Source organism: Microbacterium sp. M28, assembly GCF_025836995.1.
Taxonomy (GTDB): Bacteria; Actinomycetota; Actinomycetes; order Actinomycetales; family Microbacteriaceae; genus Microbacterium.
The window spans coordinates 2305577-2330787 of record NZ_CP107546.1; the positions used below are offsets into that span (position 1 = coordinate 2305577).

General features: G+C 70.4%; 17 protein-coding genes. 6 read left to right on the forward strand and 11 right to left on the reverse strand.

The window, feature by feature from the left end:
- Positions 1–11: 11 nt before the first annotated feature.
- Positions 12–218, forward strand: a complete 207-nt coding sequence (locus OED01_RS11420) for an AsnC family protein (RefSeq protein WP_264155398.1) — start codon at positions 12–14, stop codon at positions 216–218.
- A 17-nt stretch (positions 219–235) separates the two neighbouring features.
- Here OED01_RS11420 and OED01_RS11425 read toward each other — a convergent pair whose 3' ends face one another.
- The 5 genes from OED01_RS11425 to OED01_RS11445 are packed head-to-tail and all read right to left on the reverse strand — an operon-like array spanning position 236 to position 11394.
- Positions 236–1138 (reverse strand): HNH endonuclease family protein, encoded by a 903-nt coding sequence (locus OED01_RS11425; protein WP_264155399.1) that lies wholly within the window; start codon positions 1136–1138, stop codon positions 236–238.
- Between the two features lies 1 nt (position 1139).
- A complete protein-coding gene (locus tag OED01_RS11430) occupies positions 1140–4727 on the reverse strand; it encodes a brain acid soluble protein 1 (RefSeq protein ID WP_264155400.1) in 3588 nt (1195 codons plus the stop codon).
- A 1-nt stretch (position 4728) separates the two neighbouring features.
- Positions 4729–8142 (reverse strand): tubulin-like doman-containing protein, encoded by a 3414-nt coding sequence (locus OED01_RS11435; RefSeq protein ID WP_264155401.1) that lies wholly within the window; start codon positions 8140–8142, stop codon positions 4729–4731.
- A 34-nt stretch (positions 8143–8176) separates the two neighbouring features.
- Complete coding sequence (locus tag OED01_RS11440; protein WP_264155402.1) at positions 8177–10981, reverse strand: vWA domain-containing protein; 2805 nt, start codon at positions 10979–10981, stop codon at positions 8177–8179.
- Complete coding sequence (locus tag OED01_RS11445) at positions 10978–11394, reverse strand: hypothetical protein (protein ID WP_264155403.1); 417 nt, start codon at positions 11392–11394, stop codon at positions 10978–10980. Before OED01_RS11445 ends, OED01_RS11440 begins: the two co-directional genes overlap by 4 nt.
- Before the next feature lie 206 nt (positions 11395–11600).
- Here OED01_RS11445 and OED01_RS11450 point away from each other — a divergent pair, with 206 nt between their 5' ends.
- Positions 11601–13496: an ABC transporter ATP-binding protein gene (locus OED01_RS11450; RefSeq protein WP_264155404.1), complete on the forward strand. Its 1896-nt coding sequence runs from the start codon at positions 11601–11603 to the stop codon at positions 13494–13496.
- 164 nt (positions 13497–13660) lie between these two features.
- On the opposite strand, the gene OED01_RS11455 is transcribed toward OED01_RS11450, so the two are convergent.
- A complete protein-coding gene (locus tag OED01_RS11455; RefSeq protein WP_413231582.1) occupies positions 13661–15526 on the reverse strand; it encodes a phosphoenolpyruvate carboxykinase (GTP) in 1866 nt (621 codons plus the stop codon).
- Positions 15527–15635: 109 nt separating this feature from the next.
- Here OED01_RS11455 and OED01_RS11460 point away from each other — a divergent pair, with 109 nt between their 5' ends.
- Positions 15636–17078 (forward strand): XRE family transcriptional regulator, encoded by a 1443-nt coding sequence (locus OED01_RS11460; RefSeq protein ID WP_264155405.1) that lies wholly within the window; start codon positions 15636–15638, stop codon positions 17076–17078.
- Between the two features lie 20 nt (positions 17079–17098).
- Complete coding sequence (locus OED01_RS11465; protein ID WP_264155406.1) at positions 17099–17749, forward strand: HAD-IA family hydrolase; 651 nt, start codon at positions 17099–17101, stop codon at positions 17747–17749.
- 12 nt (positions 17750–17761) lie between these two features.
- Here the strand turns inward: OED01_RS11465 and OED01_RS11470 are convergent, their stop codons facing one another.
- The 3 genes from OED01_RS11470 to OED01_RS11480 form a co-directional block, all read right to left on the reverse strand.
- Positions 17762–18823, reverse strand: a complete 1062-nt coding sequence (locus OED01_RS11470; RefSeq protein ID WP_264155407.1) for a winged helix DNA-binding domain-containing protein — start codon at positions 18821–18823, stop codon at positions 17762–17764.
- A gap of 68 nt (positions 18824–18891) precedes the next feature.
- Positions 18892–19827, reverse strand: a complete 936-nt coding sequence (gene murQ / locus OED01_RS11475) for an N-acetylmuramic acid 6-phosphate etherase (RefSeq protein WP_264155408.1) — start codon at positions 19825–19827, stop codon at positions 18892–18894.
- Positions 19817–20707, reverse strand: coding sequence for a BadF/BadG/BcrA/BcrD ATPase family protein (locus OED01_RS11480; protein ID WP_264155409.1), 891 nt, complete (start codon positions 20705–20707; stop codon positions 19817–19819). Before OED01_RS11480 ends, murQ begins: the two co-directional genes overlap by 11 nt.
- A gap of 75 nt (positions 20708–20782) precedes the next feature.
- Between OED01_RS11480 and OED01_RS11485 the strand changes: the two genes are divergently transcribed.
- Positions 20783–21637, forward strand: a complete 855-nt coding sequence (locus OED01_RS11485) for a MurR/RpiR family transcriptional regulator (protein WP_264155410.1) — start codon at positions 20783–20785, stop codon at positions 21635–21637.
- 19 nt (positions 21638–21656) lie between these two features.
- Here OED01_RS11485 and OED01_RS11490 read toward each other — a convergent pair whose 3' ends face one another.
- Together OED01_RS11490 and OED01_RS11495 are read right to left on the reverse strand one after the other, a co-directional pair.
- The gene (locus OED01_RS11490) at positions 21657–22781 is read right to left on the reverse strand and encodes a DUF998 domain-containing protein (RefSeq protein WP_264155411.1); all 1125 of its coding nucleotides are present in this window, start codon (positions 22779–22781) and stop codon (positions 21657–21659) included.
- A gap of 34 nt (positions 22782–22815) precedes the next feature.
- Positions 22816–23325, reverse strand: a complete 510-nt coding sequence (locus OED01_RS11495; RefSeq protein WP_264155412.1) for a phosphoribosyltransferase — start codon at positions 23323–23325, stop codon at positions 22816–22818.
- A gap of 135 nt (positions 23326–23460) precedes the next feature.
- Between OED01_RS11495 and OED01_RS11500 the strand changes: the two genes are divergently transcribed.
- Entirely contained in the window at positions 23461–25200 is a 1740-nt protein-coding gene (locus OED01_RS11500) for a thiamine pyrophosphate-binding protein (RefSeq protein WP_264155413.1), read from the forward strand.
- Positions 25201–25211: the final 11 nt, after the last annotated feature.

The following is a 25211-nucleotide window of genomic DNA, read 5'->3' on the forward strand; positions in this document are numbered from 1 at the left end:
CGGAGGTCATCATGAACACCCGCACCGCGAATGCCACGGACCCGGCCGGCGAGCCGCTCGCAGAGCTGCATCGGCTCGCCGATCTGCGGCGCGAGATCGCGCGGTCCGAGGAGGCTCAGGTGCGTCGAGCGCGCACCGCGGGATACTCCTGGCAGGCGATCGCCAGCGCCCTCGGCGTCAGCAAGCAGGCCGCGCACCGCCGATTCGGACGCGCCTAGCCCCGGCTGTCCGCAGATCAGCAGGTCCGAAGGACCGCCTCGGCTGCGGCACGATCAGGGTCGTCGATGCCGAGGTCGTAGGCATCGAGCACGCCCACCCACTGCTCGACATACGAGCAGCGCAGCACGGGCTCGGGAGGCAGCCACTGTGCCGGCCCGGACGCGCTCTTGGACTGATTCGTGTCCTGCGACGCGGCGACGAGGTTCTGCGGGTCGTTGGCGAAGGCCGTGCGCTGCTCGTCCGTCCAGGCGTACGCTCCGTGCTCCCAGGCCCAGGCGAGGGCGACGACGTGGTCGATCTGCACCAGCACCGACGTGTTCCGGCCGGACACGAACGACACGGCGGTGCCGTCGTACGGATCGACGAGATCACCGGCGAGCACCTTGCACTCGCGGGTTCCCGGCTTGAACACGGGGTTGCGCAGATCGCGTCCCAGGATGTCGTTGCGGGTGTCGCATCCGTTGCGATCCACATCCGCCCAGCGCTGGCCGAACAGGTCGCGGACGTAGTCGTACGGCGCCCGGCCGGAGACGGCGTCCAGTCCGGCCAGGGCATCGAGCGCCTGTGCCGCGGGGTCGGTCGGATCACTCGGGCGCTGAGGATCGGATGCTCCGGGCGACGGTGACACGACGGCATCCGGTGGCGGAGCCGTGACGGTCGGCGTCGCGATCGTCTGCGCGGGTGCGGGGCCTCCGGCCGCTGGAGCGGAGCCGAGGTTCGCGACGCCGATGCCGACAGCGACGACGACGATCAGGGCGACGACGCCGATCCCCCACGACCCGCGACGCGTTCGGGGCCGAAGGCGACCGCGGCGTGCACCGTGCGTCGGCCTTCGCGTCCGCGGATGAGGTGGCGAGGCGCTGCGTGCGGGCGCGCTATCGGCTTCCCCCGACGGACGCGGGGGCGGTGTCGGTGCCACGTCAGATCCCGCTGTCGTACGTGTCGGGGTCGATCTCGACCGCCACGGTGCGCTGCGGCGCGTCCCACAGACCGATCGCACCGATGGGCAGAGGGCCTGCGACGTCCACGCGCCAGACCAGGTCGATGCCGGCGCGGCCGGAGCCGCGGAACGGCGCGGTCACCACTCGAGCGTCCTCGTGGAATCCGAGCTGCCGCTCCAGCCGTTCCGGCATGACGAGGTAGCTGGTGACGTTCTCGTGATGCCCCTCCTGCACCTGACGCTGGGCGAGCCAGGTGGCGCTCAACGGCGTCACCGGCTCACGTCGGCCGGCGAGCGAATCCAGCAGGAAGTCGTCCCACGCGATGCCGGCGTCGATGCCGATCGGGTCGGTCATCCTGGCCACCGCATCCAACGGGTTCTCCTCGATGGCCGTGACCCGCGGCTTGCTGCCGTGCAGGGAGTGCCGTTGGATCTCGCCCATCAGCTCCCGCAGGCGCGGTGCCGCCACGCGGGTCAGGACGCTCTCCTGCGACATCGCGTCGCGCAGCATCCGTCTGGCGTTGTTCGATGAGTGCGGGAGGTCGTCGTCCAGCGCGCCGACACCGAAGGCGGCACCGTCCTGCCCGAGCTCGGCTCCGACCTCGCGCACGAGATCGCGGAACGCGTCGGCGCGCCACCCGCGGCGCAACAGGTGCTCCGTGGTCATCCGACGCAGTCGCGTGGCCGCCGCATAGTCCGTCTCGACCACGGTTCCGATGTTCATCGCGAACGGCAGGGACTCGCGAGCGAGCTCGTAGTCAGGCTTCGATTCCCACTCCGGACGGATGGCCCACGGGTGGTGGACTGCCCGTGCCAGGAGGTCGAGCCAGTCGACCATCTGCCGATGCAGCGACGACAGCCGGGCGAGTTCGCGGCGGGCATGCCGGGACGCATCCGAGATGTGCTCGAGATGCGCGTGCGTGAGATCCACATGCCGCTGGAACGTCGACCAGCCGCGGTGATAGGCCGCGAGGAAGCCGAGCGTCAGCAGCAGACCGATCACGAGACCGACCGTGATCGTCACCCAGGTCTCCGGATACCAGAAACCCACCCTCCGCACGGTGTCGCGCAGCTCGGGCAGGAGGATCGGCAGCAGCTCGACGAGAGCGACGACGCCGATGATCACGAGCCAGGCGACGAGCATCCGCTGGTGGAACGCCTTGCGCAGCCGGAGGAGCTCCCCCGGCATCGGTGCCCGAAGACGATCGATCTCGCGGGCGTAGCGCGCCACGGCGGTCTGCGCGGCGGTCCGATCGGCGTTGAGCGCCGCGAGCAGGCGCCAGGTGAACGAGCGATCGCGCCCCACCGCCCAGTCGTCGTACGAGGCCAGTGCCTCGTCGCGTCGGCGCCGCTCCGCTTCTGCCGCCTGCGCACGCGCCGCCGCCGCATCACGACGCGCCTTGGCGTCCTCCCACTGCACGCGCATCTCGCGCTGCATCTGCTCGCGGTGCTCGCGGTTCGCGGCCTGCTCCGGAGTCTCCGGCGCTGACGGGATGACCGGGGCGGGCGGAGCAGGAGCGGGTGCCGGCGGCGCGGGAGCAGCAGGGGCGGGAGCGTCCGGGCTCGACGGGCGATCGGACGACGCGTCCTGCTCCGACGACGGGGCCGCGAACACGACGTCGGGACCGGGCGTCCGATCGGAGGGCGCATCGCTGTCGGTGGCTGTGTGGGTGTGCGCAGCGGTGTCGTCTGCTGTCGTCGGGTCGGTGGCGCGATCCGCTTCCGTCGCCTCGGCCGGGTCGACGACCGGCTCCCCGACTTCGCCGGACCGCGCGGCTGCGGCGGCCGCCAGCGCACGGCGGGACGTCGGAGCCGCGGCATCCGGCTCCTCGGATGCCGGATCCTCGGATGCCGGCGCCTCGGATTCCGGCTTGTCCTCGATGTCTCCGTCTGCGGCCTCGGCGGCCCGAGCCGCCTGCGCGGGCGGCGCAGACGCAGCGCTTTCCGCTGCGGGCCCGGCGGGCGACGTGGCGACGCCTCCGCTCGACATCGGCTGCTCCGGCGCGGCGACGGGCTCCGGAAGGAGCCGGAAGGCGTGCTCCGCGGCGGCCATCTCGTTCGCCGCCTGCTGCGCCTCACCGAGCCCGGCACTGGCCCATGCTGCCAGATGCGTGCGGGGCTCACCGGCGGCCAGGACGTACCAGTCCACCGGGACCGGAAGATTCGCGGGACCGTCCTCGATCGTCCACGCGGCATCCGGATCGGGGAAGACGTCCGATACGCGCCCGAAGACCGGGACCTTCTCCTCGATCTTGACGAAGCCGAGGTCTGTGAGGTCTGAGCTGCCGTCCAGCGAACCGAACACGAGCTCGCGCAGACGCGCCCACAGCCGCGGCGTCGTCCGGATGCCGCCGACGCCGACGGGAGCGGACATCGCCGCCCTCGCGGCCTTCTCCGCGTCGAAGATCTCGTCACGACGGGCGATGAGCCGCGCGTCGCGCGCGTCGAGCACCGAATCGAAGTCCTGCCCGACGATGTGCGTGCCGTCATCGGACTGCAGTTGCCTGGTCAGTGCCCGGCCGGTCCTCGATGTGATCCACCGCCAGGTCCAGCGCGGCATCGAGACCAGCTTGTCGGCGCTGAAGGACCCGAAGCGCCGCAGCTGCTCGACGATGCCGATGCGAGCACGATCGGGCTGACGCTCCTCCTCGATCGGGTGGAAGCTCAGCGCCCCCTGATCGAGCGACATCGACGCGGCGACCATCTGGTCGACGTAACCAGGGACGAGGCTGTCGTCGATGAACGCCGTGCCGGTCGGCGGCGACCCGGCACTCGGGTCGATGAGCAGCGAATCGGCTCTGCTGGCCAGGTCGAGCACCTGCGCGGCGGTCCTGCGCCCGAGCGCTTCGGTGATCACGGCGTTGACGAACACCCGCGACACCCAGACGCTCTGGTGGCTGGACGCCTCGCGCTGCACGAGCTCGAAGCTTCCGACACCCGCCCCGTTCCACAGTCCGGCGACGCTGGCGAGATGCATTAGCGCGAACCCGACGAAGCGGTCGTTGTCGCGGACGAACGCGTCTCCCGACCACGGCGTCGACCGATCCTCCGGCGAGGCGACCACGACGGTGCCGTACTCGGATGCCGCCCAGTCCACGCGCTGCTGCAACTGGAACTCCGTCGGCGCGCAGATGAGCGTCAGCCGGGACAGATCCGTCGGCTGGTCGGCGATGCTCACCGACGGCACGGCCATCGGCATCGCCTTGACGAGGTACTCCCCCACCTGCTCGGCGATGTCGTCCTGTTCGGCGTCGACCTCACGAGACGGTACAGCCGACCGGAGCTTGACCAGGCGGACGAGAGCGAGACTCTCGCGTGCCAGGGACTCGAAGAGGTCGACGTCCACAGCCGTCAGCCGGTGCTCCCGATCCAGCAGCAGGATCGTCGCGCCGATGCGCGGCGGGCCGGACCGCGCGCGCTGCACGCGCTCCGGCCGCACCCAGAGCGCAGGCCCCAGCAGCCCCATCCTGGTCCACTCCCCGGCGAGCGCGAGCAGCGCCTCTCCCTGCTCCCCACTGGGCAGCAGGATGACGCTCACCTTGCGATCGGGCCAGGACGATCGGACCATGTCAGACTCCGGTGTCCACGGCGCGTGTCGCCATGACCGCCGACGACAGGCTCTGCAGCGCGGCCGCGACCTGGTGACGGATCTCCCAGCTGACCGGATAGTCGTACACCGACACCGAGAAGTCGTGCTCGGCGACCTGCGAACGGAACTTGGCGTACTCCTCACCGAAGTAGTCCCGCAGCGCCTGCTGGCGCTGGGTCAGCGTACCCGCTGCGTCGCCGGCACGCGACGAGTCGGGAGTCGGCGCGTCGGCGGCGAGGCGGCCCTCCTGGACCCAGCGCACCAGCGTGTCCGACATCTCGAGATCGTCTCCGCCGAGGAACGCGAGGATCTGGTACGGGCGCAGCGGTTCCAGCGACTCCTGCGTGTTGCACAGCGCCAGGGCGATCGTGAGCGACTGCATGACCACGCCGGGATAGTCGTACGGCTGGGTGCGCCTGGTGTCCAGCAGCGGCCGGGGGAAGCCGGCGTGGCGCCGCGACTCCGGATCCCACAGCGACAACCCGGGTCCTCGCTCACCGCCGTCGCCCTCGACCTTGAGCCACCCCAGCGCCTTGGCGACGTACCAGCCGCGGATCATCGCGTTGATCACGGTCGGGTCGGCCGGGATCGCCTCGCCGAGCAGGCGCGATCGCTTGAACCGCCAGAACGCCTCGCGGCTCTCCTGCGTGTTCGACTGGCGCAGCCAATCGCGTGCGATCGGCTCCATGACCGAGTCCATGACGATGGGCTGATACGGGAACCCGCTCATCGCGAACACCTCGATGCCCTCGACACGCGCGTCCTGGAACCAGCTGTCCGAGACCGCGTCGTTCCAGAACCCCATCGCGCCGAGCACCTGCTTGGTGACGGCGTGCATCTCGGTGCCCGCCTTGAACGGGATCGAACTGAACACCAGGCTGGTCGCCTCGTTGATGGCCTTGTCGTGGACGAGGCGCAGCAGCGTCGGATTGAGTTTGACGAGCGGCTCGCTCGCGCCGAGCGCGGACTGCAGCTGCTCACGGAACTTCTCGCGCCGCCGTCCGAACACGTCGGGGGCGAGCTCTGACTCGTCGAAGAAGCTCCGCAGGTCCTCGGTGACGTAGGCGTTGAAGGCGGTGCCCTCCCGGCGCATCCACTTCCTGGCGCGGTCGACGTAGGCATCCGGCGTCGTGGCCATCGTGAACCGCGGATTCTGCGGAGACCGCGAGGCCTCCGGATCGGCCGTCACGGACGGCTTCCAGGTACGGGCCTGGTCGATCATGGACCAGGTGCCCGCGTCCTCCTCGCTGCGTGAGACGGCGGCCACGCCGACGATGAGCTCGCGGACGGCGTCGAGGATCGCGTCGGCGAACCGACCCGTGCCCTCCGAGAAGGTCGACCGGACGAGGCTCTCGAACTCGCGCGGGTACTCGTCCTGCTCGACGAGCAGGCGCTCGTTCGGCGCGGGGGTGTACTTGCGCGGCACGGTCGAGTCCTCGCGCTTGGGCCAGAAATCGTAGTCGTTGTCGCGGTCGTCCGCGGTCTTGCGCGCCTTCACGCGCAGCGCCAGCTCCTTGTACGCGCCCTCGAGGTGCACGCGAAGCGGGGTCAGGAACTCACGGCGCAGCTCGTTCAGCAACTGCGCCGCGCTGCGGCGCAACGGCGCCTCCGCCGCCCAGTCGAACGCCTGCTGGATGCGTTCGACAGCGCCGATCACGGCATCCTGATCCGGGCGGATCGATTGCTGGTTCGGCGCGCTCTGCAGCTGCTCGCTGACCAGCGAGGGCAACGACTGCACCCACTCCTCGTGCATCTGCGCCTCGGACTCGAGTCCGTCGACCGTGCTCTTGAGAGTCCGGTCGACGCGGGTGAGTAGCTCGACGACGACCGGGAGCCCGTTGGTCGCGACGTGCTCGGCGATGACGCGGAGCATCTCCGCCGGCGCCTCCCGTTCCCACGTGTCCAGCAGCACCTGACGGTGGTTCTGCTCCACCCGCAGCAGTTCGGGCTTGCGCACCGACCATTCGGCCAGCAGCCGCTGACTCCAGGTCGTGAGGTCCAGTCCGCCGTTCTTGTCGAGCTGCGCGGGGTCGTTCAGGCGCAGCTGGATGTCCTGGCCGAGCTTGGTCGCCAGCGCCGCGCGCTCCGCGGCCGGCCGGAGCCGATCGGTGACGTCGTTGTGATCCTCGGTGTCCTCGTTCAGGCGCAGTTCGCGGATGAACAGCTGATAGTCCTGGTCGGCCCTGACCGAGATCCACTCGGCCTCGGTGCGCTGCGCGAACAGCGGGTCGGCCTCGGTGTGCGCGTACAGCATCCGATCGATGACGGATCGGGCCAGGCGCTCGGCGGAGTACTCGAAGAACTTCTCGCGCCCGAGCGTCACGCGTCCGAAGCCCATCGAGGAGAACGCCGGCGAGTGGTGGGCCGAGTTGATGAGACCGGTCGCGTCGGGGAGCACGTTCGCGCCGACGCGGGCCTGCCAGTTGCCGGAGGCGTACGCGGTGATGCTGTCCTGCACGCGGTCGTCCGTGATCCAGGCCGCGAGGCTGGCGGAGACGGCGTTGTAGACCTCGCTCTGGTCGGCGAAGGTCACCTTGGAGTTGCTGCGGCCGACGATGAACGGATACGCGGCGCCGACGCGGTCGCGCGCGCCGCCGTAGGACGGCGCGACGCCCTGCGTCTGCAGCAGCTCGATCGTGGAGCTGGAGGGAGTGTCGGTCCAGAAGCCGTTCATCGTCTCAGCGATCGCGGCGAGCGCGTTGCCCGGGGTGCCGGCCGTGACGCCCAGTTGGTCGAAGACATCCGGGGCGTACAGGATGCTGAAGACCTCGTTCGACCACGGATACTGTTTCGCGGTGGACTTGACGATCTCGATGATGTCGAGGAACTGTCCGGCGCCGGAACCGCCCGCGACGGAGGAGACGACGATGACCGTCGGGCTGCTGTTGGCCGACTCGTCCCTGGCGCGCAGGGCGCGGCCCAGGGTCTGCAGCTCGGCGAGGGCTGCGGCATCCCCCAGCCGGGCGATCGCATTGCGCGCGGCGACAGCGATGTCCTTGGTCGACGACAGTGCGACCGCGCGACCGACCGCGCGGAACTGCCCTGCCCCCTTGGTCACGTCGACCCTGACCCGCCGCGGATCGGGCAGCTGACGCTCGATGTCGGAGTGCACGCTCTGGTTCGTGGCGTGAGCGCCCTCGATCGTCTTGTAGACCGTGTCGTAGTTGGCGCCGGCGGAGACGAGACCCTTGTACTCCTGCGCCGGGAGGAAGGGTGCAGGGTAGTCGACGCCGTCCTGCACGGTCGGGGTGTCGAAGTGGAGGAACTGCCAGGCTGCTGGGAGCCCGCCGTTCCAGCCGGCCTGCTGCAGTTTGAGTTCGAGCTGGTACTTCAGGCCGCGCAGCGTCTTTCCGCCGGAGCCTCCGACGCCGATGATGAGGAAGGGACGAAGCATGATGTCTCTCTGTCTTTCGCGATCGGTTCGGGTGTCAGGAACGCGGCGGGGTGCCTGGCCGCGGCGGTGGCGGAGTACCGGGTCCGCCCGTGCGTGGTGGGGGAGCTGAGCCAGTGCCGCGGGCGGGTGGTGCGGTCGCACCCGGTGCGCGACCCGGGAGCGGCGGCGGTGCGGCCGGATCGGTCGAGGTCGCCCGTGCCGGAGCGGATGCCGAGGGCGCCGCAGCCGAAGGGGCCTGCGCTCGCGCGGCACCTGATCCGTCGGCGCCCGTCGATGCCTTGGCCCGATCTCGCTCGACGAGATCGGCTCGCGCGCGGTTCACCGCCTCGGCGAGTGTGGTGTCCACGGCGATCTCGGCCAGACGCTGCGCGTGCTGCCCCTGGTCGCTCGGCGATGCGCGGTGGTAGACGACGACCGTGCCGGTCACGGGCTCACCGCGTGCGGTGCGGCGCAGTTCGGCCTCCGGTACGACGACGCCGAAGAACCGGTCGAGCGGCAGCTTCGCGAAGCGCAGACGGCGCTGGGAGTCCTTGGACGCCGTCGCCATGCGTCCCGCTCGCGCCGTGATGAGGGCCATCCCCGCCGGCGCCGTCACCTCGTACCACGGCGCACGGAGCGGGAACCACGGCACGCGCGCCCGCAGGGTGCCGAGCACCGGGTCGGAGATCGACCGCTCCCCGTCGGACGGCGACCGGTAAGCGAACGCGTCCGAGAGCGCGCTGCCCTGCGCGGGGGCGGTGATCTGCACGCCTTGCGGATCGATCCGGATCGGGAACGCCGCCCGCTGCGTGCTCTTGGGCACGTCGATGCGCGTGGTCAGCCAGTTCAGCACCCACAGCACGATCAGCGGGAGCAGCAGGCCGATGGCCAGCAGCGCGAGCGCCAGCAGCAGCACGGCCGCGGTGTTCACGGGGTGGGTGGAGCGGAACTGCACCGGGACGCTCTGCTCGACGGACTCGCCCGCAGCGGACACGAAGGTGATCGGCACCGCGGCCGCGACGTCGGCGTCCGCCGCGATCTCGTTCATGACGGAGACGGGGATCTTCACCTCGCCGTTCTCGGGGACGGTGACGCATCCGTTCTCGTCCAGGTCGCCGAAGCTCCACCGCCAGGTCTCACCGCGCTCACCCGCGTCGCTCGTGATGGACGTCCGGTCGTCCGCGATGCAGGCGGTGCCTGCGCCGTTCTGGGTCGGGCCCACGATCGTGATGGTGCCCTCCGCCGTGCCGTCCGCGCCCTCGAGGTCGCTCAGGCGTGTGGGCGGGTCTGTGACGGCATGCGGGAAGTCGGCCCCGAGCGTGAGCGTGATCGTCTTCTGCGTCGTCACGGGGGCGAGCGGGAGATCGTGCTCCGCCGTGCGCAGCGGATCGATCGAGGCCGAGACGTCGATCGACGCCAGATTCACATCGGCGGGCAGCGGGATCGTGATGCGTCCGGTGCTCTGGTCGACGGTCGCATCCGGCAGCGCGGTGCGCGCGCCCTCCGAGAGATAGGACGCGCTGAACGCGGCCTCTCCGAACTCGCCGAGATCCGCGGGCTCGCCGTCCGCATCCCGCACCGTCGCGCTCAGGGCCGCCGCGAACGAGCCGTCGGCGGACATCTCGATCTCGTTGACGTCGTCGAACTCGATCGCCAGGTCGCTGAACAGGTAGAGCGAAGCCGTCGTCTGATCGTCGGCCTCCAGGCGCCACCGCCCCTCGGCGTCGGAGTCCACGGCGACCTCGATGATGCTCGCGCCGTCGCTCGTGTCCACCGTCATGCCGTCCGCGTCCTCGGCGGTGTCGGCGGAGAAGGTCGGGCGGTCGGATCCTTCGGGCGGGGTCAGCATCCACTCACCGGACACGATCACACGGAACCGCGAGACGCCCTCGTCAATCCAGAACCCGCCGTCTTCGTCGAACGGTTGCGGGAACCCGCCGGCGACCTGCGCGCCGAGCTGCAGGAACACCAGCGACAGCGCATCGGGACCGTCCGCGTTCACGAACGCGCCGTGCACGAAGCTGTCGGGCATCGGCTGCTGTCCACACGCGGGATCGGCGCCCGGCACTCCGCCCTCGACGAGCGTCTGCATCGTCGGGGCGGCATCCGCGGCATCCGATCCGACGGCGAGCAGCGCCCCGACGACGACGACGCCCGACTGGCGGAACGAATTGAAGACGCCATACCCGGACGGCTGCGCGCCGCGCTCGTCGAGGACGGCACCGCACATCGCGTTGAGGGCGTCGAAGTCCTCCGCCTGCTGGCCGTCTGGGGCCTTGATGTCGAGGGCACCGTCGGTGAGCCAGATGAGCATCTGGCACCCGGGGGCAGCACTCTGCTGATCGGCGAGCTGCCGCTGAGCCCCCGCGAGGGCGTCCGGCCAGTTCGTGTAGCCCTCCGGGCGCTTGCTCTCGATCGCGGCGGCGAGCTCATCCGGGCTGCTGTCGTCGTAGCTCTGCCAGCGGATCGCCTCGGCGTAGTCGCTCGCGAAGAAGCCGGCCGCCCAGTTCAGCGTGATCCCGTCGTCGAGCGCGCCCAGTTGCGCCAGGCTGTTGCCCAGGATCTGGGCTCTGACGACGTCCGGATCCGATCCTGGCCCGCCGCCGTCCGCCCGGCGCAGCGACGTCGACGAGTCGATCAGGTAGTAGACGTTCAGGGTGCTCTGCGAGGCCAGGCAGGCGCGCAGGTCCGCGATCGCTTCGCTGCCGGAGTCGGACAGCTCGCCGCCTGCGGCCGCCGCGGTGACGGGCACGACGGCCGGCGCGGGGGCGGCCGCCGCCGAGCCCGCGGCGCCGAACGACGTCAGCAGGGCGACGACCGTCGCCACGACCCCCGCTCTGATCCGTGCACCCCTGGTCATGAGAGCCCCCAGGCCTCGGACAGCGGCACGCTGAGATTCAGGATGTGCCAGATGCCGATCGCGACGGCAGGCCAGAGCGCCCACCGGAGCAGCGACGTGTACCGCGCGTTCAGCGCGAAGTTGGCGTTGCGGCGGACGCCTCCGCGCTGGCCGATCACGTCCCACCCATAGCAGGCGATCACGACGAGGGGCGTGAGCAGATAGCCGATGAGGCTGAGCCACCAGTGCTCGGCGAGGACGAGCGGAAGCGGAACACCGGCGAACAGTTCGACGGGGGCGCTGAAGCCGGCGATCACGACGACCGCGATGATCAGGCTCACCGCGAGCGCGCCGAGCCCGATCGCCAGCGGGATCGGGGATGCCCCGCCCGCCCGCGATGACGGTCGTGCAGTCGCGTGAACCGCTGATGTCATCGCGTGCCTCCACCCGTACGCGGGCGGCGCCCGGCGTGCTTTCCCCGTACTCCACACATTAGCGACGGCCTCCGACTCTGCCTACAAGACTCCTGGGAGCGTGAACCGTGCGATTGTCCCCCGTGAACCTGCGCTCCCGATCACAGCCGACCGCCCGACAGGAAGTACGGTCGTAGTACTCCCTTCTCTCAGAACGAGGTCCCCGCATGTCCCGCACGGCGCCCGCACGCCGCCGCGGACGCGACGCGCCGCAGGATGGTCCGCGCGCCACGTTCCGCCAGCTGCTCCCCTTCCTGTTCGAGCACAAGCGCACCCTGATCGTCGTCGCGGTGCTCAGCGTGTTCGGCGCGGCGACCTCGCTCGTGCAGCCGCTGCTGGTCGGTCAGGTCATCACCGCCGTGCAGAACGAGCAGGCGCTCGGCGTGCTCATCTGGCTCCTGGTCGGCTTCGTGATCGTGTCGTCGATCATCTCCGGCTACCAGCACTACCTGCTCCAGCGCACCGGCACCGCCGTCGTGCACTCGTCCCGACGTCAGCTGATCGCGCGGATCCTGCATCTGCCGATCAGCGAGTTCGACGCGCGCCGCACCGGCGACCTGGTCTCCCGGGTCGGCACCGACACGACGCTGCTGTACGCCGTGCTCACACAGGGCCTCGCGGATGCCGTCGGCAACGCGATCCTGTTCCTCGGAGCCCTCATCGCGATGCTCGTCATCGACCCGATCCTGCTGCTGCTGATCGTGGTCGTGATCGGAGCATCCGTCGCGGTGGTCGTCGCGCTCAGCGGCCGCATCCGTGAGGCGTCGACCGCGCAGCAGGTCAAGGTGGGCGAGCTCGCCTCCGGCGTCGAGCGGGCCGTCGGCTCGATCCGGACCGTGCGGGCCTCCGGCGCGACCGAGCGCGAGACGGCAGCCGTGTCGGAGCTGGCGCACGAAGCGTACGGCCTCGGCGTGCGCATCGCGAAGGTCTCCGCGCTCGTCGTGCCGATCGCCGGCATCGCCCTGCAGTTGTCGCTTCTGGTCGTGCTCGGCGTCGGCGGATTCCGCGTCGCGGCCGGCTCGATCTCGATCGCGGCGCTGATCACGTTCGTCATGTTCCTGTTCATGCTGGTGATGCCGCTGGCATCGACGTTCGGCGCGATCACCTCCGTCAACCAGGCGCTCGGCGCGCTCGGCCGCATCCAGGAGGTCCTCGACCTGCCGCAGGAATCGGATGCCGACGTCGAGACGGCGGCGCGCATCGGTCGTGCCGTCGACGTGTCCGATGCGCCGGCGCTCGAGTTCGACGACGTGCGCTTCCGGTATCCGGACGACGTCGTCGCCGCACGCAGGGCCGCAGCGACCGAGGCGCACAGCCTGCTCGTCGACGCGCACCTGGAACGCGACGGCGACGACCCCGCGCCCACCGCGAGCGACGCGGCCCGCGACGTGCTGCGGGGCATCTCGTTCTCGGTGCCGCGCGGCGCCCGCGTGGCACTGGTGGGTCCCAGCGGAGCCGGCAAGAGCACGATCCTCGCTCTGATCGAGCGCTTCTACGACCCCACCGGCGGCTCGATCCGACTCGACGGCCACGACATCCGCACGTATCCCCGCGCCGAGCTGCGGGCGCACTTCGGCTACGTCGAGCAGGACGCGCCGACCCTCGCCGGGACGCTCGCCGACAACCTCCGCCTGGCGTCGCCTGACGCCACCGATGCCGACTGCGAGCGCGTGCTGCGCGCCGTCAACCTCGGCGACGTCCTCGAACGCGGCACGCAGGGCCTCGCCACTCCGGTCGGTGAGGACGGCGTGATGCTGTCCGGCGGGGAGCGTCAGCGCCTCGCGATCGCCAGGGCGCTGCTCACCGAGGCACCGATCCTGCTGCTCGACGAGTCGACGTCATCGCTGGACGGGGTGAACGAGCAGCGGATGCGGGAGGCCATCGACGCCGTCGCGACCGATCGGACTCTCGTCGTGATCGCTCATCGGCTGTCCACCGTGGTCGACAGCGACGTCATCGTCGTGCTGCAGGACGGTCAGGTCGTCGGTCAGGGCACGCACGCCGAGCTGATCGAGTCCACGCCGCTGTACCGCGACCTCGCCCGTCACCAGCTCCTCGCCTGAGCGGGAGCGCCCCCGCCTCAGCATCCGCACCATCGAGACCCCGTCGCAGGTGCGAGAGGTCTCGGCGGGGCGGAAGGCGGGATGACGCGACGGCGGGATGCCGAGGACCACTCAGCCATGGGTTCGTCCTCGTCATCCAGCCGTCGCGGGTCTGTGCGCCGCGGTCAGCTCGCGCGGGCGAGCCGGTAGCGCAGCGATGCGAGCTCGGCGCGCAGCGCCGCCGGCAGCTTGTCGCCGAAGGTGTCGTAGAACTCCTCGATGCCGTCGGCCTCGGCCTGCCAGGCCGCGGCATCCACTCGGAAGAGCTCCTCGAGATCGGCATCCGGGATCTCCAGGCCGTCCAGGTTCAGATCGGATGCCTGCGGGAGGCGACCGACGGGGCTGTCCACGGCGGGCACCTGACCGTCGATGCGGCGGATGATCCAGTCGATCACGCGGGAGTTGTCTCCGAAGCCGGGCCACAGGAACCGGCCGTCCTCGCCGCGTCGGAACCAGTTGACCTGGAAGATCCGAGGGGCACGGTCGAAGCGCAGCTTGCGCCCGACATCGAGCCAGTGCGCGAAGTAGTCCCCCATGTTGTAGCCGCAGAACGGCAGCATCGCGAACGGGTCGCGACGCAGCTCCCCGACCGTGCCCTCCGCCGCCGCGGTCCGTTCGGACGAGATCGTCGAGCCGAGGAAGACGCCGTGCGCCCAGTCCGTCGCCTCCACGACGAGCGGGACGTTGGACGCGCGCCGACCGCCGAACAGGATGACATCCAGTGGGACGGCCGCCTCCCAGTCCTCGGAGAGCTGCGGGCACTGCGCGGCCGAGACCGTGAAGCGCGAGTTCGGATGCGCTGCCGGACGGCCGGACTGCGGCGTCCAGGGGTTGCCCTCCCAGTCGATCAGGTCGCTCGGCGGGGTGTCGGTGAGACCCTCCCACCACACGTCGCCGTCGGGGCGCAGCGCGACGTTCGTGAAGATCGTGTTGCCCCAGAGCGTCTCGACGGCCGTCACGTTCGTCGACTCCCCCGTCCCGGGGGCCACGCCGAAGAATCCGGCCTCAGGGTTGATCGCCCACATCCGTCCGTCCTCGCCGGGGCGGATCCAGGCGATGTCGTCGCCGATCGTCTCCACGCGCCAGCCGGGGATCGTCGGACGGAGCATCGCGAGGTTCGTCTTGCCGCACGCGGAGGGGAACGCCGCGGCGACGTGGTACCGGCGGCCGTTCGGATCGACGATCCGGATGAGCAGCATGTGCTCGGCGAGCCAGCCCTCGTCACGGGCGATGACCGAGGCGATCCGCAGCGCGAAGCACTTCTTCGCGAGGATCGCATTTCCGCCGTAGCCGGAGCCGTAGGAGTACACCTCGAGCGTCTCGGGGAAGTGCACGACGTACTTCTCGTCGTTGCACGGCCACTCGGCATCCTGCTCGCCTGGTGCCAGCGGCGCACCAACGGTGTGCACGGTGCGCACCCACGGTGCTCCCCCGGCGATCTCACGGGTCACGGCGTCGCCGACCCTGGTCATGATGCCGATGGATGCCACGGCGTACGCACTGTCCGTGATCTGCACGCCGATGTGCGACAGCGGGCCGCCGACCGCGCCCATCGAGAACGGGACGACGTACATCGTGCGCCCGCGCATGGAGCCGGCGAACAGGACGTCCATCTTGGTGCGCATGGCGCCGGGTTCGGCCCAGTTGTTGGTAGGGCCTGCGTCCTCCTCGCGCTCGGACGCGATGAAGGTGCGGCCCTCGGTACGCGCGACGTCGCTGGGGTGCGATCGTGCGAGGTAGGAACCGGGACGCCATTCCGGATTCAGCTTGATGAGCTTGCCCTCGTCGACGAGACCCCGCAGCAGTGCGTCGTTCTCGGCGCGCGACCCGTCCACCCAGTGCACGGCGTCCGGTTGGGTGAGGGCACGGATCTCCTCCACCCACGCGCGCAGTTCCGCCATCCCCGGGGTGTCGTACACCGGCTCCGCCCCCAGCGTGCGCGCGGGTGCGACGGAGGCTGCTCGAAGGGTGAAGGTCTCGGCGATGGCCATGTCTGCTCCTTTGAAGAGTAGGTCGTTATGGCAATTCTGGGTCGTTGCGGACACGATTTACGGACGAGTTTGCGTTTAAGAATCTCAGTTCTTTCGGTATGCTCAAGGAATGAGCGGCTCCGGCATCCATCTGACGACTCTCGGCCATCGCATCCGTCATCACCGCACCGCGCGCGGCTTCACGCTCGACGAACTGGGTGCCATGGTCGGCGTCGCCGGCTCGCAGCTCAGCCTGATCGAGAACGGCAAGCGCGAACCGAAGCTGTCGCTGCTGCAGGCGATCGCCCAGGCCACGGGCACCGAGGTGGCCGACCTGATCTCGGGTGAACCGCCGAACCGCAGAGCGGCCCTCGAGATCGAGCTCGAGAACGCCCAGGCGAGCCCCGTGTTCCGCCAGCTGGGCATCGCACCGGTGCGCGTGACCAAGGGCATGTCCGACGAGACGATCGAGTCGCTGCTGGGCCTGCATCGGGAGCTGCAGCGCCGCGAGCGCGAGGCCATCGCGACACCGGAGGAGGCGCGCCGGGCGAACACCGAGCTGCGACTGCGCATGCGCGCGCAGAACAACTACATCGGCGACATCGAGAAGCTCGCCGAGAAGCAGCTGCGCGCCGCAGGTCACGTCGCCGGAGCACTGACGCATCGCACGGTGAGCATCATGGCCGAGAAGCTCGGTTTCGAACTCATCTACGTCGGAGACCTGCCGCACTCGACCCGCTCGGTGACCGATCTCGAGAACGGCCGCATCTATCTCCCGCCTGCCTCGATCCCCGGTGGTCACGGCCTGCGGTCGATGGCGCTGCAGGCGATGGCGCACCGGCTGCTCGGCCACACTCCCCCGACCGACTACGCCGACTTCCTGCAGCAGCGGCTCGAGATCAACTACTTCGCCGCCTGCTGCCTGATCCCCGAGACCGCGGGTGTGGCGTTCCTCCAGCAGGCGCGCAAGGATCGCAATCTCGCCGTCGAGGACTTCCGCGACGCGTTCGGCGTCACGCACGAGGCCGCCGGAATGCGCATGACGAACCTGCTCACCGAGCACCTGGGGATGGCGCTGCACTTCCTGCGCGTCGACGAGACCGGCGCGATCACCCGCGTATACGAGAACGACGATCTGCCCCTGCCGATGGATGTGACCGGCGCGGTCGAGGGGCAGCGCGTGTGCCGCAAGTTCCAGGCGAGGGCGGCGTTCTCGCAGCAGAACCGCACCACCGAGCACCACCAGTACACCGACACCCCGTCCGGCACGTTCTGGTGCTCGACCCAGACGGGTTCGTCCAGCGACGGGGAGTTCTCGATCACCGTGGGCGTCCCCTTCGACGACGCCCGGTGGTGGCGTGGCAGGGAGACGCCGGACCGCGCCGTCTCGACCTGCCCCGATGAGGCGTGCTGTCGCCGACCGGCCGCCGACGTCGCGGACCGCTGGAGCGGCAAGGCGTGGCCGAGCGCGCGCGTGCACACGCACATGTTCTCACCGCTCCCCCGCGGCGCGTTCCCCGGCGTCGACGACAACGAGGTGTACGACTTCCTCGCCCGTCACGCGGCGGAGTGAGCCGCCCGTACGCTGGAAGCATGACGATCACGCTGCATGCCCGCGCCGCCCTGCTCGACATGGACGGCACGCTCGTCGACTCGACCGCCGTGGTCGAGCGGCTGTGGCTGGATTGGGCGCGCCCGCACGGCCTCGACCCCGAGACGGTGCTGCGCACGGTGCACGGACGGCAGGGGCACCAGAGCATGGCCCTGCTGCTGCCGAAGCGCGATCATGCCGTGAACCTGGTCGAGAATCAGGAGATGCTGCTGCGCGAGAGCGCAGACGTCGACGGCGTGGTCGAGATCCCGGGGGCCGCGGCGTTCCTGCGCGCTCTCGCACCGTTCCCGCACGCGATCGTGACCTCCGCCGACGTGCGCCTGATGACCGCGCGGATGGGCGCATCGGGCCTCGACGTTCCCGCTCTCGCCGTGACGGCGGAGAGCGTCTCCCGGAGCAAGCCGGACCCGGAGGGCTTCCTGCTCGGCGCGGCGAAGCTGGGCGTCGACCCGGCGGACTGCGTCGTGTTCGAGGACTCCGCTGCGGGCATCCGCGCGGGTCTGGATGCCGGGATGACCGTGATCGGCGTCGGACCGCACGCGCCGTCGTTCGATCCGTCGCACCACGTCGACGACCTGACCGCGGTGCGGATCACGGCTGCCGGTGACGGCTTCGACGTGACGATCGGCTGACCGCGCCACGGCTCAACCGGTGACGAACGCCGCATAGCGGTCCAGCGCCGCCACCACGTCGGCCTCCGACACATCGGCCAGCCGTTCGACGGTGGGATGCTCGGTGTGACGACCGAGCGCCGTCGACTGACGCCACGTGCCCACGATCTCGCCCCCGGCGAGCAGGATGGGCCTGACCATGCCGTTCTTCCCAGGGCCGACGGCGGCGAAGCGCTCGACGGGGCCGGCGATCGATCGGTCGGCGTAGGAGATGTAGTACTCCTCGAAGGAGGCGAGCGCCTGCACATCGGGGACCGCGCGGCGCCGGGGGCGGGTCCGCGCCTGGAACACGCCGTCGTCGACCTCGTCCACGCGATCGACCGCGGCGGCCGCCGCCGCGCGCGACGCGGTGAGCGTGAGCCCCGACCACCAGGCGAAGTCCGCGACCGTCGCCGGTCCGTGTCCGTCGATGTACCGCGAGAACATCTCGGCCGCGGGGTCGGCGGGGGCATGCACATCCGTGATGTGCTCCTCGACCAGCACGAAGCGCTGCTCGCGGCTCACGCCGTCGGCTCGCGCGACGACGGGACCCTGGCAGATGATGCCGCGCATCGCGAGGTTCCCGATGGCATGAACACCGCGTTGACCGGTGGGGTCGATGCCGATGCCGGACAGGACCTCGAAGACCTCGGCGCGGGTCAGGGCGTTGCCTCCTCGGAGCGCCGCGCGCACGGCACGCTCGATCCTCGCGAACGCCTCGGCATCGAGGCCGAGTTCGCGGTAGCGCGGCGCCCCAGCCTGCAGCTGTCGCGCCCCGGTCACACCGAGCATCCAGGCGAAGTCACGGGCCGGGACGATGTGCAGGGTGCCGCGCTGCGTCCATGCGCGCACCAGAGTGCCGTCGTCGAACAGCGCGTCGACCTGGCGCAGCGTCGGCGCACCCCGCGTGCGCGAGGCGAGCGCCCAGCGTCCGCCCCAGAACTCCTGACTCTGCACCGCGAGCATGTGGCTCGCCGCGTCCGCGAGACTCGGCGCCGGCGCCGTGAGAAGGTGCGAGCGCAGCCGCTCGCCCCGCCGCTGTGCTGTCGTGGTCACGGTGACATCTTGGCGGATGCTGCGGACAACCGCTTGTCCCACGCACGCTCCGCGCGTCGGAGCGCTCCTCAGCCGAGGCGGGCGATCGCCTCGCGCAGGATCCCGTCCGCGTCGCCCAGCGCACGCGCGGCCGTCACGGCATCCGCTCCGGTGGCGAGCATCAGCAGCGCGAGCTTGACGGATCCGTCGGCCCTTCGGAGCGCATCGGATGCCGCATCGACGTCCACTCCCGCCAGCTGCGACACCGTCCGGACGCTGCGCACGCGCAGCTTCTCGTTCGTCGCGAGCAGATCGACCATGACCCCGCGGTACGTCTTGCCGAGCTTGATCATCGACAGCGTCGAGAGCATGTTCACCACGAGCTTCTGCGCGGTGCCGGACTTCAACCTGGTCGATCCGGAGACGAACTCCGGCCCGGTGACAACCTCGATCGCGATCTCCGCGGCGGCGCCGGTCGCCGACCCCGCGTTGGACGCGATCGCGACGGTCAACGCGCCTGCTTCTCCCGCGTGCACGAGACCGCTCACGACGTAGGGCGTGCGACCGGATGCCGAGATGCCCACGACCGTGTCCTCCGGTGCGAGCGACAAGCGCTCGAGGTCGGCGATCGCCGCATCCTCGTCGTCCTCGGCATCCTCCACAGCCGAGCGGATCGCCCGCTCCCCGCCGGCGATGACGCCGACGACCATCGACGGGTCGGTGCCGAAGGTCGGCGGGCATTCGCTGGCGTCCAGCACTCCGATGCGCCCGGCGGTCCCCGCGCCGATGTAGATGAGGCGTCCGCCGCGTCGGAATCGTTCGGTGATGCCGTCGACGGCGCGGGCGATCTGGTCGGCCTGCGCGGCGACGGCTTCCGGAACGCGTCGGTCCTCGGCGTTCATGGCCCGCACGAGGTCGGCCGTGTCGAGCAGATCGAGATCTCCGCGGTCGGCGGTCTGCGCCTCGGTCGTGAGGCCAGACAGCTCGGCGAGCAGGGCGGCGAAGCGGGAGGAGTCATCCGACACGGTGCAGATACCTTTCGTGGGGCAGATCGGTGCGCGCCGCGAGCAGCAGCGCACCGTCGAGAGCGTCGCCGCGCGCGGGCACGACCGTGCGCCCCTGAGCGACGAGGGCGGATTCGAGAGCAGCGCGGAACCATGCGTGATCGGTGAGTCCGCCGTGGACGGCGACATCCGACGAGGCCGCGGATGCCGCGACGGCGGATGCCACGAGCAGCGCGACCGCTTCCCCGGCGATGCCGCGGGCGACGGGATCGCCGACGGATGCGGCGTCCAGGACCGCGGGAGCGAAGGTCGCCAACCGCCGCGCGGCCGGCACGGGTCCGGCGAGCCAGCCGTGCACGTCGGCATCAGGGGCGATATGGGCGCTCAGCGCGGTGGTCAGTGAGGTGGCGGGTCCGAGCGCGGCATCCGCCCGCAGCACCGCCCGGATGCCCTCGCGTCCGAGCCAGGATCCACTGCCGAGATCGCCGAGGTCGGGACCCCAGCCGTCGACGAGGCGAACGCCTGCCTGATCGACACCGAGAGCGGATGCTCCGGTGCCGGCGATCAGCAGCACTCCTGTGTCGCCGCCGAGTGCTCCGGCGTGGGCGGTGACGACGTCGGAGGCGACCACCACGGGTGCGGAGAGCCGCGCGGAGAGCTCGGCGGCGAGACGTCGAGCCGCATCCGGCGCGGCCCAGGCACCGGCTGCTCCGACGCCGAGCGCGTCGACCTCACCCCCCGCAGCGTCCATCAGGGGCAGAATGGCTTCCAACGCGGCTTCCGTCCCCGCCGGGGCGGCGAGACCTGGGGAACCATCGCCGACGAGCTTCACCGGCGACGACGCTTCGGTGACGAGGAGTCGGCACCGCGTCTTGCCGAGATCGATGGCCGCTGCACGCATGAAAATAGTCTACATTTCCTACCTGACAGCTGTAACGAAATTCCGACCACGGCCGGAACGTCGCAGAGGAGACGCATGAGCATCCAGACCCGCATCGATCAGGCGTCGCCCTCGCTGTCCCCCGCGCTGCAGCGCATCGCCGAGGAGATCCGCCGCGACCCCGCACTCGTCACGCGCCTGTCGATCACCGAGCTCGCCCAGCGCTGCGAGACCTCCGTCGCCTCCGTCGTGCGCTTCTGCCGTGCCGTCGGCGTCTCCGGCTACGCCCAGTTGCGCATCTCGCTGGCGTCGGAGATCGGCCGCGAATCGGCGCAGTTCTCGCAGCGCGGCGGTTTCGGCTCCGAGATCGGCGTCGACGACTCGCTGTCCGAGATCGCCGCGACCATGGCGTCGCTGGAGGCGCTGGCGATCGAGGAGACCATCGCGGGGCTCGACTTCACCACGCTCGGCGCCGTCGTGGATGCGATCGACGCGGCCGATCGCATCCTGCTGTTCGGCATCGGAGCGAGCCAGTTCACGGCCGCGGATCTCGGGCACAAGCTCCTGCGCGTCGGCCGCAACGCCCTCGTGCTCTCGGACGCCCACGAGGCCGTGAGCTCCGCCACCCTCTCCAGCCCCCGCACCGTCGCGATCGGATTCTCCCATCTGGGAACGACGGTGGAGACGCTGCGGTTCATCGAGACGGCCGGAGCCGCGGGCGCGACCACCGTCGGAGTAACCTCGGCGCGGGACTCCCGGTTCGCGAAGGCCGTCGAATTCGCGCTCTACACGGCTGTGCGGGAACCGGCCTTCCGCGCGGGCGCCATGGTGAGCAGGATCGCGCAGCTCGCACTGGTCGACTGCCTGTTCCTCGGGGTGGCCCAGCGCCGCTACGCCGACACGGTCGACGCTCTGCGTCGCACGCACGACGCAACCCGCGGCCTGCGCTGAACCGCGACCGGCGTCGGGGTCACGCGGTCACGGCCTGCGATGCGGCGATGTCATCCGCCACCGGCATTCCGACGCTCGCCGTCCGGAGGAAGACGATGATCCAGCTGAAGATGAGAACGGCCGCGATCAGTTCGACGGCGGTCAGGTTGTAGTACCCCGTCGCGAAGAACACGCCGAGCAGGGCGATCACGGCGACATAGACGTACCCGAGCACGACGAAGACCCGGGCGATCGTCGGCAGCAGCCAGGGCAGCGCGATCACCACGGCGGCGAAGGCGACGGCCATGCCGGTGGCGACCGTGTTGTGCAGGAGGAAGAACTCGTCCACCGGGAAGATCCCGACGCAGGCGAGGAACACGCCGATCAGCGCCATCGCGATGCGCACGAACCGTCGTCCCCGCTGCTGCTCCGGCGTCTCGACGGGCAGCTGCGCCGTCGCGTACCGGCCGATCGTGGTGACGATGATGCCCGCGACGATGAGCGTGCCGTTGAAGATCCAGGCCGAGCTGTTGGTCGACATCCCCAGGGCCGACAGGTTGTCCTGCCACCAGAGCGGGTCCGTCGCGGTCAGCATGCTCGCGAAGGCACCGACCACGAGGAACACGGCCAGCACGAGCGACAGCGACATCGGCGTGAGCGTGGCCGCGCTGAGGTAGCAGATGTAGGCGGTCAGCGCGAAGGCGACAGCGACGAGGATCGCACCGGGGAACGCGAACACCGGAGCTCCCGTGAAGCTGTCGGACAGCAGCACGGCGATGCCCTCCCAACCGAGCAGCGCCGTCACCGCATAGGCGAGCGCGATCGCGGCACTCTCGTACCAGCGCACACGGACGTCGGGAAGGGCGAGGCCGTCCGAGCGCACGAGGAGTCGTTCCCCGCGGGAGCGGACCCCGATGCGTGCCAGCGCGACCGCGAGGATGGCGACGACGGCGCCCCCGATCGCCGCGTAGGTGCCGATCGATCCTGGGCCCGTGATATCGAGCGTGCGGCCCCAGAACACCACGAACGAGATCGGGAAGGCGACGATGAAGAATCCGGCGCCGACGAGCAGAGCGACGGCTTCGAGCGAGATCGTGGTCTCCCCCGGTCGTCGGACGAATCGGTTCACCCAGTCGCTCACGCGGCTCGTGTCGGCAGTGTGCATGCCATCACGATAGAGCCTGCGCGGCGGTGCGATGTCACGCCGTCGGCGCGAGCCCCTGGTCCTCTTCGCGCACCGTGCCCTTGTACGACCACGGGAAGTCGATCCAGAGGTCGGTGTCCTTCCAGGCGTAGTCGGGCTGGATGATGGTCGAGGGCTTGGTGTAGATGGTGACCGAGCGTACCTCGGCACCGATGTCCTCGAGCAGGTGAGCGGCGAGCGCGAGCGTGCGGCCGGAGTCGGCGACGTCGTCGACGAGCAGCACGCGGCGACCGTCGAGGTAGGCCATGTCCAGCTCCGGCGGGAGCACCTCCGGTGCATCCAGCACGGTGCCGATGCCGGTGTAGAACTCGACATTGATCGCGCCGCAGTTCTTCGCGCCGAGCCCGTAGGCGATCGCCCCGGCCGGGAGCAGTCCCCCGCGGGCGATCGCGACGACGACTTCCGGCTCGAACTCGCTGTCCACGATGCGGCGGGCGAGTTCACGCGTCGCCTCGCCGAACCCGTCCCAGGTGAGCGTCTCGCGCTCGATCAATGCATCAGTCACGGGGTCCACTCTAAGATGGGAGTCGTCCGGCCTCTGACGCCGGTGCCCGAAAAAGGGGCACGAAGCCCGCGGTGAAGACGCCTCGGGGCGAGACACATACGGAAACACTCTCCGTCCGTGTCGAAAGGTCTTCGCATGCCCACCGTCTCCGCCCACGTCGCCCGCACCCTCGCCCGGCACATCGACGCCGTCTTCGGCGTGATGGGCAACGGCAACGCCTATTTCCTCGACGCGATCGAGACGCAGACCGCCGCCGCCTTCACGGCCGTGCGACACGAACAGGGCGCCGTCGTCGCCGCTGATGCGCACTATCGCGCCTCCGGCCGCATCGCCGCCGGAACAGCCACCTACGGCGCCGGCTTCACGAACACGCTGACCGCGCTGGCCGAATCCGTGCAGGCGCGGGTGCCGCTCGTGCTCGTCGTCGGCGACGAGCCGACATCGGGTCCTCGCCCCTGGGACGTCGACCAGATCGCACTCGCCTCGGCGGTCGGTGCGAGGACGTACACGGTCGGACGCACGGATGCCGCGGCCACCACGGTCATCGCGATCGAGCACGCGCTGACCTATCGGGTCCCTGTGGTGCTCGCGATCCCCTACGACGTGGCGGCGTTGGATGTCTCGGATTCGTCGGATGCCGGAGACCTGCGACTGCCGGCTCCGCTCGCCCCTGCCGGAGCGTTCGCCGACGGGATGCTGGACGATATCGCCGCGGCGCTGCAGGGCGCACACCGGCCGCTGCTGCTCGCCGGGCGCGGAGCATGGCTCGCGGGCGCGGGCGATGCGCTCGGCCGGCTCGCGGACGAGGTCGGTGCTCTCACGGCATCCACCGCCCTGGGCCGCGGCGTCTTCCCGCGCAGCGAGTACGACCTCGGCGTGACGGGCGGTTTCGGCGCCGAAGGGGCGATGCGGCTGATCGCCGAGGCCGACGTCGCGGTGGTCTTCGGCGCGTCGCTGAACCAGTTCACGATGCGCTTCGGATCGCTGTTCTCCCCCGGCACCAGGGTCTATCAGGTCGACGTCGCGACCGCCGCGACGCATGCGCACGTGAGCGGCTTCGTCCGAGGCGACGCCCGGATCGTGGCCGAGGACCTGGTCGAGCGGGTGCGGAGCCTGCATGCGGCGGCGCACGCATCCCGCAGCACCGCACGCATCTCGCACGATTCCGAGGAATCCCTGCGAGATGAGCGCGATTCGGCGATTCCCGTGTCGGCGATTCCGTGGCGCGAGACCGTCGACGTCGCCGCCGCGCGCGCCTACGAGCCGGGCGACGATCTCGCCGCCGACGGCCGACTCGACCCCCGGTCCGCCGCACGCCGGATCGCCGAGCTGCTGCCGGAGGACCGCGTCGTCGTGTCCGACGGCGGCCACTTCATCGGCTGGGCGAACATGTACTGGCCGGTGGCCTCACCCGACCGGATGATGATGATCGGCACCGCGTTCCAGGCGATCGGTCAGGGCTGGCCGAGCGTCGTCGGCGCGGCACGCGCCCGGCCGGAGACGACGATCGTGCTCACCTCCGGAGACGGCGGCGGTCTCATGGCGATCGCGGACCTCGAATCCGCGGTGCGCGCAGCAGGCGGGCGCGGGTGCGCGGTGATCTGGAACGACGCGGCCTACGGCGCCGAGGTGAACCTGTACGGGCTGAAGGGCCTCGCCGAGGAGCCCATGCGCATCCCCGAGGTCGACTTCGCCGCATTCGCATCGGCGGTCGGAGCAGAGGGCGTCGTCGTTCGGACGCTCGCCGATCTGGACCGGCTCGGGACCTGGGCCGCCGAGGATGCCGGAACGCGGCGCTTCCTGTTGCTGGACCTGCGCATCTCGGGCGACGTCATCGCGCCCTATCAGCAGGAGATCATCCGCGTGAACTCCTGAGCCGGCGACGG

What these genes read in the sequence shown, in the direction of transcription:
- OED01_RS11465 (WP_264155406.1), top strand. Translation starts at nt 17,099, where the DNA reads ATGACGATCACGCTGCATGCCCGCGCCGCCCTGCTCGACATGGACGGC.
- OED01_RS11450 (WP_264155404.1), top strand. Translation starts at nt 11,601, where the DNA reads ATGTCCCGCACGGCGCCCGCACGCCGCCGCGGACGCGACGCGCCGCAG.
- OED01_RS11455 (WP_413231582.1), bottom strand. Translation starts at nt 15,526, where the DNA reads ATGGCCATCGCCGAGACCTTCACCCTTCGAGCAGCCTCCGTCGCACCC.
- OED01_RS11490 (WP_264155411.1), bottom strand. Translation starts at nt 22,781, where the DNA reads ATGCACACTGCCGACACGAGCCGCGTGAGCGACTGGGTGAACCGATTC.
- OED01_RS11480 (WP_264155409.1), bottom strand. Translation starts at nt 20,707, where the DNA reads ATGCGTGCAGCGGCCATCGATCTCGGCAAGACGCGGTGCCGACTCCTC.
- OED01_RS11500 (WP_264155413.1), top strand. Translation starts at nt 23,461, where the DNA reads ATGCCCACCGTCTCCGCCCACGTCGCCCGCACCCTCGCCCGGCACATC.
- OED01_RS11435 (WP_264155401.1), bottom strand. Translation starts at nt 8,142, where the DNA reads ATGCTTCGTCCCTTCCTCATCATCGGCGTCGGAGGCTCCGGCGGAAAG.
- OED01_RS11430 (WP_264155400.1), bottom strand. Translation starts at nt 4,727, where the DNA reads ATGGTCCGATCGTCCTGGCCCGATCGCAAGGTGAGCGTCATCCTGCTG.
- OED01_RS11420 (WP_264155398.1), top strand. Translation starts at nt 12, where the DNA reads ATGAACACCCGCACCGCGAATGCCACGGACCCGGCCGGCGAGCCGCTC.
- OED01_RS11440 (WP_264155402.1), bottom strand. Translation starts at nt 10,981, where the DNA reads ATGACCAGGGGTGCACGGATCAGAGCGGGGGTCGTGGCGACGGTCGTC.
- OED01_RS11460 (WP_264155405.1), top strand. Translation starts at nt 15,636, where the DNA reads ATGAGCGGCTCCGGCATCCATCTGACGACTCTCGGCCATCGCATCCGT.
- OED01_RS11445 (WP_264155403.1), bottom strand. Translation starts at nt 11,394, where the DNA reads ATGACATCAGCGGTTCACGCGACTGCACGACCGTCATCGCGGGCGGGC.
- OED01_RS11485 (WP_264155410.1), top strand. Translation starts at nt 20,783, where the DNA reads ATGAGCATCCAGACCCGCATCGATCAGGCGTCGCCCTCGCTGTCCCCC.